Below are 15,680 nucleotides of genomic sequence, written 5' to 3'. Positions count from 1 at the left end.
CTCGGGCCTCCGGGCGCATCAAAGGGGTGACGAACGAGATGGGGGGCGCCGATGGACGCCGGATTCACCGAGTACGTGACCGCGCGGGCAGCTTGGCTGCGCAAGGTCGCGTACTTGCTCTGCGGTGACTGGCACCGGGCCGACGACCTGGTCCAGTCGTCGATCACCCGGCTCTACGCGAACTGGCCACGCGCCTCCCGCGCCGGCAACCTGGACGGCTACGCGCGCCGCACGCTGGTCAACACGTTCCTGGCCGAACAGCGGACGTCGTGGTGGCGGCGGGTGGATTTGCGCGGAAACGACCAGGACCCGCCCGCCCCGGGCGCAGACGTCGAAATGGCGCTGGACCTGCGGGCGGCGCTGGAACGGCTGCCGGCCCGCCAGCGCGCGACCGTCGTCCTGCGCTACTTCTGCGACCTGCCGGTCGCGGAGACCGCGCGGGCGCTGGGGTGTGCCGAAGGCACCGTCAAGAGCCAGACCGCGAAGGCCGTGGACGCACTCCGCGAGCTGCTGCGCGAACCGATCCGGGAGGGACGGGCATGACCGACCACGAGCTGGCCACCAAGCTGAAGGAACTCGCCGAGACGCCCGCGCCGCCGCCCCGGATCGACGTCGATCGCGCGCGCCGGATCGGGGGACGCCGCCGGCGCGTGCGGACCACCGTGCTGGTCGTCGGCTGCGCCGCGGTGGTGACGGCCGGCGGTCTGACGGCGGTGTCGGCGTTGCGGCCCACGCCCCCGATCGTGCCGGCGGCCGTCCTGCCCAAGTCGCCGCCTGTCGCGCCGGCGCCCACCGACAATCCGCTGGTGGCGAAGGCGAGCTTCGGCTGGCTGCCGGAGCCCGTCAAGGGCATCGAGTACGGCGTCGGCGGCCACGGCGACTACGCGCTGGCCATCGGCCGCGGCGACCTGGCGCCGATGATCTGGCTCGCGGTGTACGACCAGGAACCGCCGTTGGACCGCAGGCACGACATGGGCGGGCGGGCGGTGCGGGTCCCGGTCCGGGTCGGCGACCGCGACGGCTACTGGGTCACGGCCGATGCCCGGGACCCGCTGAACCAGGGCAACAGCTACCTGCGCTGGCCGACCGCGGACGGCCGCTGGGCCGAGCTGAACGCGTACTACCTTGCCGTTCCCGACCTGGAGCAGGTCTTGCTGCGCGTCGCCGGGGAGGTGACGTTCGCGAACCGTGCGGTGCCCTTGCCGCTGCACATCTCCGGTCTGCCGGAGGCGTTCCGCGTTGCCGACATCGGGCTGTGGCGTCGCCTCGACCAGGACGGCGTCCCGTGGCGGGCGGTACTCCAGTACTCGTCGAACGGTGCTCTGGCGACGATCACCGTCTCTTTGCCGGGTGGCCACGCGGACGGTCTCGGCAAGCCCGTGTGCACGACGAAGAACGGGCTGCGGGCGTGCGTCGCGATCGACAAGCCCCAGGCCGCGGGCATCACCTCGCAGGAGCTGCTGAGCCGGATCACGCTGATCGGTCCGGACGAGTCGAAGTGGACGCCGCACGTGATCGGCTGATCAGCCCTTGGGCACCGCCGGGTAGGGGACGAAGGTGCTGGTGTTCTCGTCGACGGTGAGCTGCTTGCCGATCGTCGGGAAGGCGCGCTGGGAGCAGGCCGGCCGTTCGCAGACTTTGCAGCCCATCCCGATGGGCGTCGCGGCGGCCGGCTCGTCCAGGTCGAGGCCGGTCGAATAGACGAGCCGCCCGGCGTGGCGCAGTTCGCAGCCCAGACCGACCGTGAACGTCTTTCCGGGACTGCCGTAGCCGCCGATGTTGCGTGACACCGTGCGCGCGATCCAGAAGTAGCTCTTGCCGTCGGGCAGGGTGGCGATCTGGGTGAGGATCTTGCCCGGCTGGGTGAACGCCTCGTAGATGTTCCACAGTGGACAGGCCCCGCCGACGCGGGAGAAGTGGAACCCGGCCGCGGACTGCCGCTTCGACATGTTCCCGGCCCGGTCCACCCGGACGAAGGAGAACGGCACCCCGCGCTGCTTGGGCCGCTGCAGCGTGGACAGCCGGTGGCAGACCGTTTCGAAGCCGACGCCGTAGTGGTCGCACAGCCGCTCGATGTCGTAGCGGAACCGCTCGGCCGCGGCGAGGAACGGTCCGTAGGGGAGGATCAGCGCCCCGGCGAAGTAGTTCGCCAGGCCGACGCGGGCGAGCGACCGGGCGGCCGGCCCGGAGAACGCCCACGAGTCGGCGAGCTCGGTGATGAGGTCGTCGTACTCGAGCAGCGCGATCTGCGAAGCCATCCGGAACGCCTGCTGCCCGACCCGCAGGCTCGGCGCCAGCCGCAGCACCCGCGTCACCGGTTCGTAGCGGTGCTGCTGGCCGGCGGCTTCGTCGATGCCCTCGCTGGTCACCTCGACGCCGTAGCGCTGGGAAAGGCGTTCCTTCAACGCGCGCAGCACCTGCCCACGCTGCAGCGGGATGTCCGCGGCCATCCTCTCGGCGCGTTCGTCCAGTTCCGCGACATAGTTCTCACGCTCGTAGAAGAAGTCGCGGACCTCCTCGTGCGGCAGCGGCGCGGCGGCGCTACCGTGCAGGCCCAGGCCGTTTTCCGTGGTCAGCGCGGCGGTGTTTTCGACGGCGTTGCGGTAGCTGCGGTGCAGCTTGACCAGCGCCTGCGCGATCGCCGGCAGGTTCGTGGCCAGCTCGTTGAGCTCGCTCATGGTGACGTCGATGCCCAGGGCCTCGTCGAGCAGCGCTTCCTTGACGTCGGCGACCAGCCGGGACGTGTCGTTGTTGGCGAAGAACTCGGTGTCGACGCCGAACGCCTGCGTGATCCGCAGCAGCACCGGCACGGTCAGCGGACGCGAGTTGTGCTCGATCTGGTTGAGGTAGCTGGGTGAGATCTCCAGCACACGAGCCAGGTCGGCCTGGCTCATCGAGCGGCTTTCACGGAGGTGCCGCAATCGCGCGCCGGCGAAAGTCTTCTCCATTCGTGCCCTCCTTCCCGGAAGGTTTCCGGTCCTGAACGGTTACGTGAACGGTCAAGAACGCGGATTTTCGATCACCTGCGAATCTGCGATTCGCAACCTTTGCAAAGAGCGTACGGACTCTTCGCACAAATTGGCAACTTGGACAACTAGACCGCGTTTTCGCTGGCGTGTCAGGGTCAGGCCAAGCAAGGCGAGCAATCGCAAACTTCGCAACACCGGGAGAGTCCGATGACGGAACAGGCCAAGCAGGCGGCCGCGGAGCTGGCCGCGCAGTGGGCGAGCGACCCCCGTTGGGCGGGCGTGCAGCGCTCCTACTCGGCCGAAGACGTGATCAAGCTGCGCGGCAGTGTCGTCGAGGAGCACACCCTGGCCCGCCGCGGCGCGGAGAAGCTGTGGGACCTCCTGCACACCGAGGACTACATCCACGCACTGGGCGCGCTCACCGGCAACCAGGCCGTCCAGCAGGTCCGGGCGGGCCTGCAGGCGATCTACCTGTCCGGCTGGCAGGTCGCGGCCGACGCCAACCTGTCCGGCCAGACCTACCCGGACCAGAGCCTCTACCCGGCCAACTCGGTGCCGGCCGTGGTCCGCCGCATCAACAACGCGCTGGGCCGCGCCGACCAGATCAGCTGGGCCGAGGGCAACACCGACATCGACTGGTACGCCCCGATCGTCGCCGACGCCGAGGCAGGCTTCGGTGGCCCGCTCAACGCGTTCGAGCTGATGAAGGGCATGATCGCGGCCGGCGCCGCGGGTGTGCACTGGGAAGACCAGCTCGCGTCCGAGAAGAAATGCGGCCACCTCGGCGGCAAGGTCCTCATCCCGACCAAGCAGCACGAGCGCACGCTGAACGCCGCCCGCCTCGCCGCGGACGTGCTGAACGTGCCGTCGCTGATCGTCGCCCGCACCGACGCCCAGGCCGCGACGCTGCTGACCAGCGACGTCGACGAGCGCGACCAGCAGTTCCTCACCGGCGGCCGCACCGCCGAGGGCTTCTACGAGGTCCGCAACGGCATCGAGCCCTGCATCGAGCGCGGCCTGGCCTACTCCCAGTACGCCGACCTGCTGTGGATGGAGACCTCCGAACCGGACCTCGAGGTGGCGCGCAAGTACGCCGAGGCGATCAAGGCGAAGTTCCCGGACCAGATGCTGGCCTACAACTGCTCGCCGTCGTTCAACTGGAAGAAGCACCTGGACGACGCCACGATCGCGAAGTTCCAGCGCGAGCTCGGCCACATGGGCTACAAGTTCCAGTTCATCACGCTGGCCGGCTTCCACGCGCTGAACTACTCGATGTTCGACCTGGCGCACGGCTACGCCCGCGAGGGCATGACCGCCTACGTCGACCTGCAGGAGCGCGAGTTCGCTTCGGAGAGCCGCGGCTACACCGCGACCAAGCACCAGCGCGAGGTCGGCACCGGCTACTTCGACAACGTCGCGACGGCGCTGAACCCGGAGAGCTCGACCACGGCGCTCAAGGGCTCCACCGAAGAAGCCCAGTTCCACTGATCCCGGCCGCGGCCTGACGACGGCACCCCCCATCGTCGTCAGGCCGCGACCTTCCCCTTCTTTCCTTCCCTGCCCACAGCTCGCGGAGGCACCCCCATGGTTGATCGGCTGAACTACCGCATCGAGGTCACCGGGCCGGTCGAGGGCCGGTTCGCCGAGATCCTGACCCCGGCGGCCCTCGACTTCCTGGCCAAGCTGGACAACACGTTCGCCGGTCGCCGGCGCGAGCTGCTCGACGCCCGCCGCGTGCGGCGCGAGGAACTGCAGTCCGGGGAGAAGCCGCTCGGCTTCCTGCCCGAAACCCGCCGGATCCGCGACGACGAGTCTTGGCACGTCGCCCCGACCGCGCCGGGCCTGGAGGACCGCCGCGTCGAGATCACCGGCCCGACCGACCGCAAGATGACGGTCAACGCGCTGAACTCCGGCGCGAAGGTGTGGCTGGCGGACTTCGAGGACGCGACGTCGCCGACGTGGCACAACGTCATCGACGGCCAGCTCAACCTCTACGACGCCATCCGCCGGAACATCGACTTCACGACCACTGTGTCTGATGCCGCCTCCGCGGGAAAGAGTTCGTCGGCGGGCGGCAAGCGCTACACGATCGGCGACGACCCGGCGACGATCGTCGCGCGCCCCCGCGGCTGGCACCTGGTGGAGAAGCACATCCGCATCGACGGCCGCCCGGTGTCGGCGAGCCTGGTCGACTTCGGCCTGTTCTTCTTCCACAACGCGCGCCAGCTGCTCGCCCGCGGCGTCGGCCCGTACTTCTACCTGCCGAAGCTGGAGAACCACCTCGAAGCGCGCCTGTGGAACGACGTCTTCCTGCTGGCGCAGCGCGAGCTCGGCATCCCGCGCGGCACGATCCGCGCGACCGTCCTGATCGAGACGATCACCGCCGCGTTCGAGATGGAGGAGATCCTCTACGAGCTGCGCGAGCACGCCGCGGGCCTGAACGCCGGGCGCTGGGACTACATCTTCAGCATGATCAAGAACTTCGCCGCGCACGGCGCCGACTTCGTGCTGCCGGACCGCGCGCAGGTGACGATGACCGTGCCGTTCATGCGCGCCTACACCGAGCTGCTCGTGCGGACCTGCCACAAGCGCGGCGCGCACGCCATCGGCGGCATGGCCGCGTTCATCCCGAGCAAGGACCCGGAGATCAACGCGACGGCGATCGAGAAGGTCCGCGCCGACAAGGAACGCGAGGCCGGCGACGGCTTCGACGGCTCGTGGGTCGCGCACCCGGGCCTGGTCCCGGTCTGCCGCGAGGTCTTCGACGGCGTGCTCGGCGGCTGGCCGAACCAGCTCGGCAAGCGGCGCGAAGACGTCCACGTCACCGCCGAAGACCTGCTCGACGTGGCCAGCGCCGGCGGCGAGGTCACCGAGGCGGGCGTGCGCGCGAACATCAACGTCGCCCTGCGCTACGTCGACGCGTGGCTGCGCGGCACCGGCGCGGCGGCCATCCACAACCTGATGGAGGACGCGGCCACGGCGGAGATCGCGCGCTGCCAGGTGTGGCAGTGGATCCGCAACGGCACGAAGCTCGAGGACGGCACGGCGCTGACGCGCGAGCTGGCGGTCGAGTTCCTGGACGAGGAGCTGGCCTCGGTGCGGGCCGACCTCGGCGAGGGCAACCGCCTCGACGACGCGTACGAGATCTTCACCGAAACCGCGCTGGGCGAGAAGCTGCCGAGCTTCCTCACCACGGGTGCCTACGCGCGGTACCTCACGGACGCCCGGTAGCAGGGCCCCGGTCGCCCCTACCTGACGAGGGGCGGCCGGATCCACACTGATTGGGATGGTGTGGTCCGGACCGGTCCGGTGACGGCGGCTCCCCGTCACCGGGCCGGTTCACGTCTTTCGCAGCAGGGAACCTGGCTGCAGCTCGTTGCGCAGCGTCGTCACTCACACGAGCGCTTTCAACAGCACCTTCGCGGCTTCGCGGGCCGTATCCGCTTCGCGCGGGTCACCGGTGATCGCGGCGAGCACGGTCGCGCCTTCAACGAGCGAGAACAGCTGGTCGGCGACGCGCCGGTCGGGCACGAGGCCGTGCAGGTAGGCGCGGACCTCGTCCTTGTGCTTGCGGATCGCGGCGGCGATGCCGGGCGCGGGCTCACCGAACTCGCCGAAGGAATTGATGAACGCGCAGCCGCGGAAGCCCGGCTCGGCGAACCAGTTCTCCAGCCAGCCGAACACGGCCAGGGGGTCGTCGCCGCGGGCGTGGACAAAATCGCGCAACGAGCCGCGCCAGCGTTCATCGCGGCGAAGCAGGTACGCCTCGACCAGGTCGTTCTTCGCCGGGAAGCACTGGTAGAGCCGCTTGAGCGAGACGCCGGAGCGTTCGCGGACGGCGTCCATCCCGACCGCTTGCACGCCATGGGCGTAGAAGAGGTCCTCGGCGGCCTCCAGCAGCCGGTCGGTTGCCTCCGCGGAATCCATGTCACCTGTCCCTGGCGCCGAGAATGATCGTTCTCTAGTCTAGCGTCAGCAGTGGAGAACGCACGTTCTCTGCGTTCGGAAGGAGTTTCAATGATCGTGTCAAGCGGCGGCTGTGGCCGTGCTCGGTGGTGAGGGATGGAACTCGCGGCCGTCGCGCAGCAACGCCCAGATGACGTCGACCAGGCGGCGGGCCAGGGCGATCAGGGCTTGGGTGTGCCGTTTCCCTTCGCCGCGTTTGCGCAGGTAGAAAGCCCGAGAGGGACCGTCGGGGCGTTTGATGGCCGACAGGGCGGCCAGGTAGAACACCCGGCGCAGGCCGCGGTGGTAGCGCTTCGCCCGGTGCAGGTTGCCCCGTATCCGCCCGGAATCACGCGGCACCGGCGCGAGACCGGCGTAGGCGGCCAGATGTGCGGAACTGCGGAACGCGGCCTGCAGGTCGCCGCCGGTCCCGGCCAGCAGCTGGGCCCCGAGGATGGGGCCGAATCCGTCGAGGCTGGTGATGGGCCCGGCGTCGGGGTGCTCGGCGAACCGGGCACCGAGTTGCTTGTCCAGGTCTTTGATTTCCCGGTCCAGTTCCAGCAGCTGCCGGGCCAGCCGGGCGATCAACGGTGCGGTCACCGATTCCCCCGGCAGTGCCACGGTTTGCTCCGCTGCCGCGGCGAGGGCCTTGTCTGCCATGGCCGGAATGCCCTTGGCCCAGGCACCGTGCTCGGCCAGGTAGGCCGACAGGCCAGCCGCTTCGGCCGCGCGGATGCCGGCCGGGGTCTGGAACCCGGTGAGCAGCACCAGCGCCGAGCGGGTGGAGTAGTCGAACGCCCGTTCCAGTGCGGGAAAAATCGAGGCCGGCAGCTCCCGGATCCGGTTGACCCCGCGGACCCAGTCGGCCATCAGGTCTTCCCGGCGCGCGGTGAGCACTCCCAGATCGGTCACGACCGCATCGGGACTGGTGACCGGGGCGAGATCGCCGCGCAGGCGGGCGGTTTCGGCGATGGTGCGGGCATCCTTGGCGTCGGTTTTGCCTTCGCCGGCGAACGCGCCGGCCATCCGGTTGACCAACCGGCCCGGCACGGACACCACCGGCTGGCCGGTGGCCAGCAGCAACGTGATCAGCAGGCTCGCCGCACCGGAGGTCATGTCGACCGCCCACACCACCTCGGACGCTTTCGCGGTGGTGCGGGCGATCAGCTGCTCGATCGCGGCTTGGCTGTTGGCGACCTTCCGGGAGAACACGATCTTGCCGGTCTCGTCCACCGCGCAGGCGTGGTGGAAGCCTTTGCCGACGTCGATCCCGGCCCACATCTTGCGCACTGCCACGCAGTCTGTCCTCCCGTCTTCGCAGTTCAGCCCGGTGGACGACCCGCCGACAGCTCCATAAACAGCGACCGAGCGCAGATTTCAATCAGCGGCCAGGGCGTCCAGAACGACGGGGCGGCCACTCCTTCGAAGCCACCACACGAGGCAAGCCGTCATCAGCCACACCCCATCGCCCTGGGCATCCAGAACATCCCGTCCTGAACACCAACAATCTTATGGAGCTGTCATGACCCCACGGCCGCCGTTCCCGCCGTTCGACGAAGACACCGCCCGCCAAAAGGTCCAAGCCGCCGAAGACGCGTGGAACACCCGAGACCCGGAGCGGGTTTCGCTCGCGTACACGGAGGATTCGGTGTGGCGCAACCGCGACCGGCACGTCGCCGGGCGCGCGCAGATCGTCGAGTTCCTCACCGCGAAGTGGGCGCGTGAGCTGGACTACGCGTTGCGCAAGGAACTGTGGGGCTTCCGCGGCAACCGCATCGGCGTCCGGTTCCAGTACGAGTCCCGGACCGCCGACGGCCAGTGGTTCCGCAGCTACGGCAACGAGCTCTGGGAGTTCAGCGACGAAGGCCTGATGCGCCGGCGCGAAGCGAGCATCAACGACGTTCCGATCACCGAAGCCGACCGTCGCATCTTCGGCCCGCGCCCGCAGTCCGAGCACGGCGTCCTGCTGCCGGTCTTCTGAATCCGCCCTCGGCGGAACGACGTCCGGCCGGTCGGGGTCGTCGGCATGCTCGGGACATGACGACCTCGGCGTTCGGCGGCGAAGTGAGCGAGTACTACCAGCGGTTCCGCCGCGGCTACCCGCCCGAGGTGGCCGACGAGCTGGTCACGGCGTTCGCGCTGACCCGCGACGACGTCGTCCTCGACCTCGGCTGCGGCACCGGTCAGCTCACCCGGGTCCTCGCGCCGCGGGTCGGGGCGGTGCTGGGCATGGACCCGGAACCGGCGATGCTCGCGCAGGCCCGCCAGGCGACGGCGGAGCCGAACGTCAGCTGGCTGCTCGGCGCGGACTCCGACGTCGGCGCGCTGACGGCCACCCTCGGGCCGGAGCGCCTGGGCGCGGTGACGGTGGCGCAGGCGTTGCACTGGATGGACCACGAGCGGCTGTTCGCGGCGGTCCGCCCGCTGCTGCGGCCCGGCGGCGGTGTCGCGGTGGTGACCAACGGCGAACCGCTGTGGCTGCAGGACACGGCGTGGTCGGCCGCGCTGCGGGAGGTCCTCTCCGCCTACCTCGGCACCCCGCTGCACCGGACCTGCGGCACGGACGACGCAAGCCAAGAGCGGTACGCAAAGGCCCTCGCCGCCGCCGGGTACGCCGTGGACTCGACGGTCGTCGAGTACTTCGCGCTCCTGAGCGTCGAGGAAATGGCCGGTGGCGTTTTTTCGGCAATGAGCCCCGAGCAGCTGCCCGGCCCGGACGCGCGGCCGGCGTTCACCGAGCGCGTGCGGGAGGCGGTGGCCCCGCACGGTCCGCTGCGGGAACGCGTGCGGATCCGGCTGCTGACCGGAACCCGCTGAACCGGGTTCCGGTCACGGAAGGCGAATACGTACCGGCCCCTGCTGTTCCGCTTATTGTTTCCCCGGGAGGCGGCGCGGATGCTCGCTTCAGGCGCCGATCGCGCCGCTATCCCCGAGGAGTCTCCATGACCAGCAGGTTGAGAGCTGCCGTTGCCACTCTCTTCGTCGTGTGTTCGTTCGCGCTCATCGTCGACGGGGCTACCCCCGCGCCCGCCGCGTCGCGGACGGAGTGCTTCCGGCCCTGCCGGTTCTGAGCGGGCGGCTACTTACTGTTCCGGGATCCCGGCCGGGACCGGTTCGAAGGCGTTGCCGGTGGCGATCTTGGGCCGGGGCAGCTCGACCGGCTCGCCCGGTTTCGCCCGCCGGTAGACCTCGGCGGTGGCTTCGGCGATGCGGCCCCAGTCGAAGTCCGCGGCCAGCCGCGACTGCGCGGCCCGCGCCCGCTCGGCGGCGGCCTCGGCGTCGGAGAGCACCGTCGTCACCGCGGCGGCCAGCGCGGCGACGTCCCCGGGGCTGAACGCCAGACCGGTCTCGCCGTCCACCACGACCTCGCCGAGCCCGCCGGCCGTCGACGCGACCAGCGGCGCCTTCGCGGCCGCCGCCTCCAGCGCGACGATGCCGAACGGCTCGTACCGGCTGGGCAGCACCACGGCGTCGGCTGCGGCCAGCGCCGCGCGCAGGTCGCGGTCGGACAGGTGCCCGACGAAGTCGACCGCGCGCCGCACCCGCAGCTTCCGCGACTGCTCGACCAGCTCGTCGAAGTGTCGTCCTTTTCCGGCAACGACCACGCGCGTCCCCGGGTGGCGGCGCCGGATGCGGGGGAGCGCGGCCAGCAGGTCCTGCACGCCCTTCTCCCATTCGAGCCGTCCGAAGTAGAGCAACAGCGGCGCACCGGCCGGGCTGTAGACCTCGCGGGCGCGCGCGATCTCGTCCGCGGGCACCTGCCAGCCGCGTTCCTCGATGCCGTTGTGGATCACCGTGACGTCGTCGGCTTCGACCTCGAAGAGGTGCGCGACTTCGCGGCGCATCGCCTGGGAACAGGTGATCAGCGCGTCCGCGCGGTTCGCCAGCCACCACTCGACCGAGTGGACCTGCTGGTTCAGCGGGTGCGACAGCCAGCCGGAGTGCCGGCCCGCCTCGGTGGCGTGGATCGTGCCGACCAGCGGCACCCGCGCGGCCTCGGTGATCGCGATGGCCGGGTGGGCGACGAGCCAGTCATGCGCGTGGACGACGTCGGGCTGCCAGGTGCGCAGCAGGTCCTGCGCGGCGCGGACCATGGCGTGCCCCATGGCCAGCGTCCAGGCGACGAGGTCCCGTTCGAACGTCACGTGCATCGGGTCCTCGGCGACCCGGATGACCCGCACGCCCTCGACGATGCGGTCGGTGCGCGGGTGCGTCCCCGCGTCGGTCCCCGCGGCGTGCCTGCAGAGCACCACGACCTCGTGGCCCTGGCGGGCGAGGTGGGTGGCGAGCGCGTGGACGTGCCGGGCCAGGCCCCCGATGGCCACGGGCGGGTACTCCCAGGACAGCATCAGCACACGCATGGGCAGAGGTTACTCGCGAGTCGGAAGCGCCCGGCGGCGCCCGGGCCAGCCGACCGGCCAACGCGCCCGGTGAATGTGAGCCGATTCACCGGCGAGCCGGCCGATCTCTGCCACCATCGGCCGGGATGACTTCACCTGAGGACCTCGGCTGGCGCCGGCTCGACCCGCCCCTGTCGACCCCGTGGACCGGCGAGGCCGGCCCGGCCAACGCCTTGCCCGAGTACCCCCGGCCCCAGCTGACCCGGCCCCGCTGGCTCAACCTCAACGGCGTCTGGGAGTACGCGGGCCGGCCGTCGTCGCCGGATGAGTCACGGCCGTCCGGCTACGCCGAGCGCATCCTGGTCCCGTTCCCGCCCGAGTCGGCGTTGTCGGGAATCGGACGACGAGACGAGGTCCTCTGGTACCGCCGCCTGGTCGAGATCCCGGACGACTGGTGCGGCTCCCGGGTGCTCCTGCACTTCGGCGCGGTCGACCAGACGGCGAAGGTGTGGGTCAACAACCAGCTCGTCGCGACCCACGAAGGCGGCTACACGGCGTTCAGTGCGGACATCACCGACGTCCTGCGCGCTTCGGGCCCGCAGGAACTGACCGTCCGCGCCGAGGACCGCACCGACATCGAGCCGTTCCCGGTCGGCAAGCAGCGCAACGCCCCCGGCGGGATCTGCTACACGGCGTCGTCGGGAATCTGGCAAACGGTGTGGCTGGAGCCGGTCCCCGACACCCGCGTCGAGCGCCTGGACCTGACGCCAGACCTGACCGGTGTGACGGTGTTTCCGCAGGTCACTGGCGGAGCCGAAGTCGTCGTCGTCATTTCGGCGAACGACACCGAGGTGGCGCGGGCGTCGGGCCCGGCCGGCGCGGTGCGCGTGGACGTTCCTTCGCCACGTCTCTGGACGCCCGACGACCCGCACCTCTACACGCTGCGCGTCCAGCTGCTCGACGGGCGTGGTGCGATTTCGGACGAGGTCGGCAGCTACGCCGGCCTCCGGACGATCGGCCTGCTCCCGGACCCGCAAGGACGTCCGCGGATCGCGCTCAACGACCGGATCACCTTCCTGCACGGCCCGCTCGACCAGGGCTACTGGCCCGACGGCATCTCGACCGCGCCCACCGACGACGCCCTGCGGTTCGACCTCGAGAAGACGAAGGAGCTGGGCTTCAACTTCGTCCGCAAGCACGTCAAGGTCGAGCCGGCCCGCTGGTACTTCTGGGCCGACACGCTGGGCTTGGTCGTCTGGCAGGACATGCCGTCGCTGACCGTGTCGTTCGACGGACCGCCCGGGATCGCGCCGGACCCGGTCCCGCGGGCGCGTGAGCGCTTCGAGGCGGAACTGACCGAAATGGTGACCCAGCTGCGGGCGGTCCCGTCGATCGTCGGCTGGGTGCCGTTCAACGAGGGCTGGGGCGAGTTCGACACGGCCCGTGTCGCGGAATCGGTCAAAACCCTGGACCCGACGCGGCTGGTGATCGCGAACAGCGGCGTCAACTGCTGTTTCTCGCGACCGGACAGCGGCGCGGGCGACGTCTACGACGACCACACGTACGTGGGCCCCGGAGAGCCGTCGGTCCGCGACGGCCGCGCGATCGTCGACGGCGAGTACGGCGGCCTTGGTCTCGTTTTGGACGACTACCGCTGGCCCGGCCCGCCGAACGCGTACGAGATGACGTCGACCTCGGAGCGGCTCACCGAGCGCTACGCCGAGGTGAGCGCCTCGCTTGAGCGAGTGGTCGCGGAGCGCGGCTTGTCGGGGGCCGTCTACACCCAGACGACGGATGTCGAAAACGAGGTCAACGGGCTTCTGACGTATGACCGTCGCGTGGTCAAAGCGGACCCGGCGGTGGTTGCGAAGTGCGTGAGGGCGGTGATCGCGGCGGGCTCGTCCTGATCTCGACCACGCCGGACGCCTTCGTCGATTCGTCGGCCTGACTCCGGGCCGCTGGGCTGCCGGGTGGAGCGGTGGTCAGTTTTCGGCAACCGCTCTGACCAGGCTGTCGCGGCCGCGGTCGAGGGCGGACAGCAGCGCACCTCGCAGCGCCGCCGAGTCCGTCACCTCGCCGGCCTCCACCCGGACCGGCCCGGGCGCCGCCGCGCGAACCGTTCGCCGGATTTCGGCAACGAGCTCCGCCCGGCCCCCGGCCGGCCCGCCCAGCACCACCAGGTCCGGGTCGACGATCGTGCAGATCGCGGCGACCGCCCGGCCGAGCGTGGCCCCCAGCTGCCGTAGTCGTCCGGCGGCCACGGCGTCCCCGGCCGCCGCGTCGTCGAGCGTGGTCAGCATTGCGTCGACGTCCAGCGAAGGCGCGTCCGCGCGGCCGAAGCCCTGGCCGGCCAGCTCGTCGGCGAGCGTGGTTCCCGAACTGTCCAGGTAGCCGATCTCGCCCGCCAGGCCGTGTGCGCCGCGGAGGAGATGGTCGCCGACGTAGAGGCTGACCCCGAGCCCAGCACCGACGTAGACGTACGCGAAGCTCCTCGCCTCCCGCGCGGCGCCCTCTCGCCGTTCGGCAAGCGCCGAAAAGTTGACGTCATTGTCGAGCAGGACGTCCGGCCCGATCTCTTCAGCCCGCAGCGCGCCCTCGGGGAAGGGCGACCCCGGCAGAGCGACGACTCGGTGCGCGACGGGGTCGACGGGGTTCGCCACCGAGATCACGATCGCCCGCACCGGCCCGCTCCCGGTGGCGCCCGCGGCGGCGACGGCCGCCCGGACCGCGGCGGCCATCGGCCGGTCGCCGGGCGCGTGCCGCTCGGTGGCCAGGACGGTCCCGGTCAGGTCGGTCGTCACGGTGCGGATGCCCTGCTGGTTCACCTCGGCGGCGACGACCCGGCCGGCGTCGGCGGCCAGCTCGTAGAAGGTGGCGATCCGGCCGCGGCGGCCGGTCTGGTCAGTGCCGGAGGCCCGCAGCGCGCCCGCCGTCTCGAGCCGCCGGACGGACTCGGAGATCGTCGGCTTGGAAATCCCGGTGGCTGTGGCGAGCTCGGCGCGCGTGGTCCGGTTTTCGGTGAAGACCTGGTCGAGCACCGCGCGGTCGGTCATGGCCCGCAGCATCGCGAGGCGCGGGAGCGGCCGGTCGGGGTCGGACATCGCACCTCTTGTGGCGGGGATCGGACAGGGGTTACCGTAGCCGGACGATTCTAGTAAGGAGTCCTAACCAAAACGGAGGACGCCGATGACCACCACCGAACTGCCCGCGAACATGTCCGAAGCCATCTCGCGAACCAAGCAGGAGCTGCGCGCCCGGATCGGCGACGTCGCCGGCGCGTTCGCCGGGGTCCGCGACCGGATGCGGCGAGAGGTTGACGCCGTTGCCGCCGATCCCGACGCTTTCCCCGTGGTCCGTTTTCGCGACATCGCCGAGGGCACCGTGCCGCAGCGGACGGCCGAGGCGATCCGGCGCCGTGGCTGCGCCGTCGTCAAAGGCACCTTCGCGCGCGAAACGGCCGAAGCCTGGGACGCCGAACTCGCCGCATACCTCGCGGACAACGACTTCGCCGGCACCTACCAGGGCCCGGCCGACGACGTCTTCGCCGGCCTCGCGTCCGGCCAGCCCCAGATTTACCCCGTCTATTGGTCGAAGCCGCAGATGCAGGCCCGGCAGGACGAGCGCATGGTCGCGGTCCGGCGGTTCCTCAACTCCTTCTGGCGCCACGAGTCCGAGGGCCGCGTCTGGTTCGACCCCGATCGCGACACGGCCTACCCGGACCGCATCCGCCGCCGCGCCCCCGGCTCGGCGTCGCTCGGGCTGTCCGCCCACACCGACTCCGGCTCGGTCGAACGCTGGCTCCTGCCCGCCTATCAGCGCGTCTTCCGGCACGTCTTCGACGGCGATTGGCGCGGCTACGACCCGTGGGACGGCGCATACCGCACCGAAGTCGACGAGTACCCCTCGACGGTGATGTGCTCGGCCTTCCGGACATTCCAAGGCTGGACGGCGTTGTCGGAAATGCGCCAAGGCGACGGTGTGCTGCACGTCGTGCCGATCCCGTCGGCAATCATGTACGTCCTGCTTCGCGCGCTGCAGTACGACATCCCCGACGACGACCTCTGCGGCGCGGTGAACGGCCAGGCGCTGCCGGTCGGCGACAAGTACCACGACGTCCTGCTGCCCGCGCTGACGTCGATCCCCGACGTCCAGCCGGGTGACACGGTGTGGTGGCACGGCGACGTCGTCCACGCGGTCGCCGACGGCACCAACCCGGACCGCTGGGGAAACGTCATGTACATCCCGGCGAGCCCGTATTGCGCGAAGAACGCCGCCTACGCCGGGAAATGCGGCCGCGCATTCCTGGACGGCAAGAGCCCGGGCGATTTCGCGCCCGAAGACTACGAAGTGAACTGGGCCGGCCGCGCCACGATCGACGACCTGAACGCCGTCGGGCGCGACCAGCTCGGCTTGTGAGCGGGGGATC

13 protein-coding genes are annotated in these 15,680 nt (G+C 70.6%); 8 read left to right on the top strand and 5 right to left on the bottom strand.

Annotated features, from left to right (window positions below; genetic code table 11):
• The first annotated feature begins 51 nt into the window (after positions 1 to 51).
• Together Q5425_RS02300 and Q5425_RS02295 are read left to right on the top strand one after the other, a co-directional pair.
• Positions 52 to 543 carry a SigE family RNA polymerase sigma factor gene (locus tag Q5425_RS02300; RefSeq protein ID WP_308670370.1) on the top strand — a complete coding sequence of 164 codons (492 nt, stop codon included), beginning with the start codon at positions 52 to 54 and terminating at the stop codon, positions 541 to 543.
• The gene (locus Q5425_RS02295) at positions 540 to 1,523 is read left to right on the top strand and encodes a hypothetical protein (RefSeq protein ID WP_308670369.1); all 984 of its coding nucleotides are present in this window, start codon (positions 540 to 542) and stop codon (positions 1,521 to 1,523) included. The genes Q5425_RS02300 and Q5425_RS02295 overlap by 4 nt, the downstream gene beginning before the upstream one ends.
• Here Q5425_RS02295 and Q5425_RS02290 read toward each other — a convergent pair whose 3' ends face one another.
• The gene (locus Q5425_RS02290) at positions 1,524 to 2,948 is read right to left on the bottom strand and encodes a short-chain fatty acyl-CoA regulator family protein (protein ID WP_308670368.1); all 1,425 of its coding nucleotides are present in this window, start codon (positions 2,946 to 2,948) and stop codon (positions 1,524 to 1,526) included.
• Between the two features lie 228 nt (positions 2,949 to 3,176).
• Between Q5425_RS02290 and aceA the strand changes: the two genes are divergently transcribed.
• On the top strand, positions 3,177 to 4,457 hold the full coding sequence (aceA, locus tag Q5425_RS02285; protein ID WP_308670367.1) for an isocitrate lyase: 1,281 nt from the start codon (positions 3,177 to 3,179) through the stop codon (positions 4,455 to 4,457).
• 96 nt (positions 4,458 to 4,553) lie between these two features.
• The gene (gene aceB / locus Q5425_RS02280) at positions 4,554 to 6,200 is read left to right on the top strand and encodes a malate synthase A (RefSeq protein ID WP_308670366.1); all 1,647 of its coding nucleotides are present in this window, start codon (positions 4,554 to 4,556) and stop codon (positions 6,198 to 6,200) included.
• Between the two features lie 162 nt (positions 6,201 to 6,362).
• Here aceB and Q5425_RS02275 read toward each other — a convergent pair whose 3' ends face one another.
• Both Q5425_RS02275 and Q5425_RS02270 read right to left on the bottom strand, forming a co-directional pair.
• A complete protein-coding gene (locus tag Q5425_RS02275; protein ID WP_308670365.1) occupies positions 6,363 to 6,896 on the bottom strand; it encodes a helix-turn-helix domain-containing protein in 534 nt (177 codons plus the stop codon).
• A gap of 99 nt (positions 6,897 to 6,995) precedes the next feature.
• A complete protein-coding gene (locus tag Q5425_RS02270; protein WP_396135119.1) occupies positions 6,996 to 8,195 on the bottom strand; it encodes an IS110 family transposase in 1,200 nt (399 codons plus the stop codon).
• A 241-nt stretch (positions 8,196 to 8,436) separates the two neighbouring features.
• Between Q5425_RS02270 and Q5425_RS02265 the strand changes: the two genes are divergently transcribed.
• Both Q5425_RS02265 and Q5425_RS02260 read left to right on the top strand, forming a co-directional pair.
• Complete coding sequence (locus tag Q5425_RS02265) at positions 8,437 to 8,895, top strand: nuclear transport factor 2 family protein (RefSeq protein WP_308670363.1); 459 nt, start codon at positions 8,437 to 8,439, stop codon at positions 8,893 to 8,895.
• 56 nt (positions 8,896 to 8,951) lie between these two features.
• A complete protein-coding gene (locus Q5425_RS02260) occupies positions 8,952 to 9,731 on the top strand; it encodes a class I SAM-dependent methyltransferase (RefSeq protein WP_308670362.1) in 780 nt (259 codons plus the stop codon).
• 266 nt (positions 9,732 to 9,997) lie between these two features.
• Here Q5425_RS02260 and Q5425_RS02255 read toward each other — a convergent pair whose 3' ends face one another.
• A complete protein-coding gene (locus Q5425_RS02255; RefSeq protein WP_308670361.1) occupies positions 9,998 to 11,275 on the bottom strand; it encodes a glycosyltransferase family 4 protein in 1,278 nt (425 codons plus the stop codon).
• Positions 11,276 to 11,400: 125 nt separating this feature from the next.
• On the opposite strand from Q5425_RS02255, the gene Q5425_RS02250 reads away from it, so the two are divergent.
• Positions 11,401 to 13,161 carry a sugar-binding domain-containing protein gene (locus Q5425_RS02250; RefSeq protein ID WP_308670360.1) on the top strand — a complete coding sequence of 587 codons (1,761 nt, stop codon included), beginning with the start codon at positions 11,401 to 11,403 and terminating at the stop codon, positions 13,159 to 13,161.
• Positions 13,162 to 13,236: 75 nt separating this feature from the next.
• On the opposite strand, the gene Q5425_RS02245 is transcribed toward Q5425_RS02250, so the two are convergent.
• Positions 13,237 to 14,355 carry an ROK family transcriptional regulator gene (locus Q5425_RS02245; RefSeq protein WP_308670359.1) on the bottom strand — a complete coding sequence of 373 codons (1,119 nt, stop codon included), beginning with the start codon at positions 14,353 to 14,355 and terminating at the stop codon, positions 13,237 to 13,239.
• 85 nt (positions 14,356 to 14,440) lie between these two features.
• On the opposite strand from Q5425_RS02245, the gene Q5425_RS02240 reads away from it, so the two are divergent.
• Positions 14,441 to 15,670: a YbiU family protein gene (locus Q5425_RS02240; RefSeq protein ID WP_308670358.1), complete on the top strand. Its 1,230-nt coding sequence runs from the start codon at positions 14,441 to 14,443 to the stop codon at positions 15,668 to 15,670.
• Positions 15,671 to 15,680 lie beyond the last annotated feature (10 nt).

The organism is Amycolatopsis sp. A133 (assembly GCF_031082405.1).
Taxonomy (GTDB): domain Bacteria; phylum Actinomycetota; class Actinomycetes; order Mycobacteriales; family Pseudonocardiaceae; genus Amycolatopsis.
This window is presented reverse-complemented; position numbering and strand designations above follow the sequence as displayed.

Coding starts and splice junctions, on each gene's coding strand:
- Q5425_RS02300 (WP_308670370.1), top strand. CDS start 52: ATGGACGCCGGATTCACCGAGTACGTGACCGCGCGGGCAGCTTGGCTG.
- Q5425_RS02270 (WP_396135119.1), bottom strand. CDS start 8,195: ATGTGGGCCGGGATCGACGTCGGCAAAGGCTTCCACCACGCCTGCGCG.
- Q5425_RS02250 (WP_308670360.1), top strand. CDS start 11,401: ATGACTTCACCTGAGGACCTCGGCTGGCGCCGGCTCGACCCGCCCCTG.
- Q5425_RS02275 (WP_308670365.1), bottom strand. CDS start 6,896: ATGGATTCCGCGGAGGCAACCGACCGGCTGCTGGAGGCCGCCGAGGAC.
- Q5425_RS02265 (WP_308670363.1), top strand. CDS start 8,437: ATGACCCCACGGCCGCCGTTCCCGCCGTTCGACGAAGACACCGCCCGC.
- aceA (WP_308670367.1), top strand. CDS start 3,177: ATGACGGAACAGGCCAAGCAGGCGGCCGCGGAGCTGGCCGCGCAGTGG.
- Q5425_RS02290 (WP_308670368.1), bottom strand. CDS start 2,948: ATGGAGAAGACTTTCGCCGGCGCGCGATTGCGGCACCTCCGTGAAAGC.
- Q5425_RS02255 (WP_308670361.1), bottom strand. CDS start 11,275: ATGCGTGTGCTGATGCTGTCCTGGGAGTACCCGCCCGTGGCCATCGGG.
- Q5425_RS02260 (WP_308670362.1), top strand. CDS start 8,952: ATGACGACCTCGGCGTTCGGCGGCGAAGTGAGCGAGTACTACCAGCGG.
- Q5425_RS02240 (WP_308670358.1), top strand. CDS start 14,441: ATGACCACCACCGAACTGCCCGCGAACATGTCCGAAGCCATCTCGCGA.
- Q5425_RS02295 (WP_308670369.1), top strand. CDS start 540: ATGACCGACCACGAGCTGGCCACCAAGCTGAAGGAACTCGCCGAGACG.
- Q5425_RS02245 (WP_308670359.1), bottom strand. CDS start 14,355: ATGTCCGACCCCGACCGGCCGCTCCCGCGCCTCGCGATGCTGCGGGCC.
- aceB (WP_308670366.1), top strand. CDS start 4,554: ATGGTTGATCGGCTGAACTACCGCATCGAGGTCACCGGGCCGGTCGAG.